Here is a 2773-nt window from a genome sequence, read left to right on the forward strand (position 1 = left end):
GTAAGCGGTAAATTCAGCACACCGAATGGAGAATCATTTGCAACTGTTGGGCGAGCATAGCCGCATCGCGACGGCCGAGGTTGACCGGCGATGTCCGCAACTGAGTCTCGGTAGAGTGCGCCGGCGCGATGGCCGGAGCGCGCTCGCTGTGTCAGCTCACGCTCGCCTCGGCTTGTTGCTTCACGTAGTTGAACGGCAGCAGGTCGCTGATGTCCGCGTCGGGAGCGCGTTGCGGCAATTCGGTCAGCACATGCAGCAGCCAAGCGTGCGGTTCGACGCCGCAGGCGCGGCATGTGAGCATCATGCTGTAGACCATCGCGCTCGCCTTCGCGCCAGCCTCCGTGTCGCTGAACAGCCACGATTTTCTCGCAGTGGCAAACGGCCTGATGTCACGCTCGATGACGTTGTTATCAAGCGGCAGACGGCCGTCATCGACGTAGCGGATCAGATACTGCCATTGCCGACGGCAGTAACCGATCGCTTCGCCGAGCAAGCTCTGCGGCAGAACCTTCGGTGCCAGCTCGTCAAGCCAGGCCTTGAAGGCGGTCAGCAGCGGCACGCTGTGCTGCTGCCGCAGGCGATACCGGTAATCGGTCAGCGTTTCGCCTTCGGGCAGCGTCTGCTTGGCCAGCGCTTCGACCTGATACAGTGCTTGGAAGAACTCGAGTGCCTTCGTGATGCGGGAACTCGGTTTGTTCTTCTGGCCCTTGAGCGCGTCCGTAAACAGCCTCCTTGCATGCGCAAGGCACCCAAGGTGCGTCGCCGTCTTGACCGTGCGCCAGGCAGGCCAGCCGTCCGTCATCAGCGTGCCAGCGTAGTCGCCGAGGAACGCGCGCGGATGCTCGCCACCGCGCCCCTGCTGATACTCGAACAGCACGACCGGCTGGTCGCTATCTGCGTCGCTCCGATACACCCACATATACGACTTATCCTGCGCGTTTCGCCCCTGTTCCTTGAGCACCTGGACCGTGGTCTCGTCGCCGTGGATCAACCACTGGCCTCGCAGAACCTGCTTGAGTGCGTCGTAGATCCGCGTGTAGTGCAGCTCGGCCGGGCGGATGATCCAGTTCGCCAACGTGCCGCGGCTGACCGCAATGTTCGAGCGCGCGAGCACGTCCTCCATCCGGTACAGCGGCGTGCCGTCGACGTACTTGCCGGCCGTGACGGCGGCGATCATCGACGGACTTGCGTGACTGCCCGGCAAGGGCTGCGCCGGCATCGGCGCGACTACGATCGGCGTACGCACGCCGTGGCGTTCGCAGTGCCGGCACGCATATTTGGCGCGCGCATGTTGCAGCACCGACACCTTGACTTCCATGTGCAACTGCTCGCTGACGTCTTCGCCCATACGATGCAGCGCCTTACCGCAGCACGGGCAAGTTTTCTGCCCTTCGGGCAGGTCGTACTCAATGCGCTCGCGCGGCAGATCCGCGGGCAGCGGCTTGCGACCTCGCTTACGGGGCTCAGGCTTGTCGAGCTCCGGCAATCCAGTGTCCGGCAGCGAAGGCGCGTCACTGTTGTCTGCGTCGTCCGGATCAGCGTCGGCGGCATCTTCGGCCTCGTTGAACACGCGATCCTTGCGCTTTTCGCTCTTTGGCGCGTACTGCCGGGCCAGTGCGAGACGATATTGCTCTTCCAACGCGTCGAGGCGCTTGGTCAGTTCGTCGATCCTGGCATCGCGCTCGGCGAGACCTGCTTCGAGTTCGTGGATGTAGGCCTTGGCGGCCTGCGGCAATCGGGCGAGATCGGCTTTCATGCGCTTCACGATAGCGAAGCGCGGCGTCGCACAGGTTTACGGAGATGTGTAACAGTCGGGACGGCCGTTGTTGGCCAACAACGTTCGCAATACCGCTCCTCAACTCGTGAAGCAGTACTGTCGTGCGGGATGCGGACGCAGTGCGTCGAGATCGACGCCGTCGAGCAGCAGGTGGAGCTGGTCGACCGTGAGCTCGATCACGGCCTGTTGACGACGGGGCCAGGCGAAACGATCTACCTCGAGCCGTTTCAACATCAGCCAGAAGCCGGCCCGGTCATAGAGCAACAGCTTCACGCGATCCCGTTTCCGGTTGTGGAATCCGAAGACGGCTCGTGCGAGCGGATCGAGATGCATCGACTGTTCGACCATCGTCACCAGCGTATTCAGTCCGGCCCGGAAGTCTATCGGCTCGCGGTGCAGGTAGATCCGCAGGTCGTGGTCGAAGCGGAACATCAACCCGCTCCCAACGCGGCAATCATCGCCGTGACCAGCGAGGTGTCTCGCCCAGAGCATTCGAGCTCGAGCACGACACCGTTAGGCAGTGTCGCCGACAAACGCGCCAGCGGTGCCGCTCGCGGCGACGGACGGGGCGGATCTCGTTGCAGCAACGGCTGCGGGGCTGGCGGTGCCGTTTCCGCAGGAGCCGATGCCGGTGACCCGTCGATCAAGACGACCGGCACGAAGGCTGACGGCGTTTGCGCCATAGCATCATGTGAAGCGCCGGCAACTTCCCGTCGCTCTTCCAGTTGTACCCATTTGCGCAACTGGTTCGCATTGACCCCAGCCTTCAGCGCCAGACCCGCCAATGACGCGCCCGGCCGGCGGCAGGCTTCGATCAACTTACGCTTGCCCTCCGGATCGTATCGATGCTTGCCATCCGCGCACGTCCGGGTCACGCGCAGGGGGAGAAAGTCAAAGTCAGTGTCGGTCATCATCTGCGTCCGCAATTCAAGTCTGCGGACGCAATCGTGGATCGATTCGGCAGCGCTGCCTAGGTGCGGAGAATTTCGCGCTTAC

3 protein-coding genes are annotated in these 2773 nt (G+C 63.1%); all 3 read right to left on the bottom strand.

Annotation, left to right across the window (positions count from 1 at the left end):
• Positions 1-151: 151 nt before the first annotated feature.
• Positions 152-1756: an IS66 family transposase gene (tnpC, locus tag DIE03_RS37910; RefSeq protein WP_124457133.1), complete on the bottom strand. Its 1605-nt coding sequence runs from the start codon at positions 1754-1756 to the stop codon at positions 152-154.
• A gap of 99 nt (positions 1757-1855) precedes the next feature.
• On the bottom strand, positions 1856-2209 hold the full coding sequence (tnpB, locus tag DIE03_RS37915) for an IS66 family insertion sequence element accessory protein TnpB (protein ID WP_185658309.1): 354 nt from the start codon (positions 2207-2209) through the stop codon (positions 1856-1858).
• Positions 2209-2688 carry an IS66-like element accessory protein TnpA gene (gene tnpA / locus DIE03_RS37920; RefSeq protein ID WP_260435033.1) on the bottom strand — a complete coding sequence of 160 codons (480 nt, stop codon included), beginning with the start codon at positions 2686-2688 and terminating at the stop codon, positions 2209-2211. The genes tnpB and tnpA overlap by 1 nt, the downstream gene beginning before the upstream one ends.
• Positions 2689-2773 lie beyond the last annotated feature (85 nt).

The sequence above is a fragment of the Burkholderia sp. Bp8992 genome, assembly GCF_003853705.1.
GTDB lineage: Bacteria > Pseudomonadota > Gammaproteobacteria > Burkholderiales > Burkholderiaceae > Burkholderia.

What these genes read in the sequence shown, in the direction of transcription:
- tnpC (WP_124457133.1), bottom strand. Translation starts at nt 1,756, where the DNA reads ATGAAAGCCGATCTCGCCCGATTGCCGCAGGCCGCCAAGGCCTACATC.
- tnpB (WP_185658309.1), bottom strand. Translation starts at nt 2,209, where the DNA reads ATGTTCCGCTTCGACCACGACCTGCGGATCTACCTGCACCGCGAGCCG.
- tnpA (WP_260435033.1), bottom strand. Translation starts at nt 2,688, where the DNA reads ATGACCGACACTGACTTTGACTTTCTCCCCCTGCGCGTGACCCGGACG.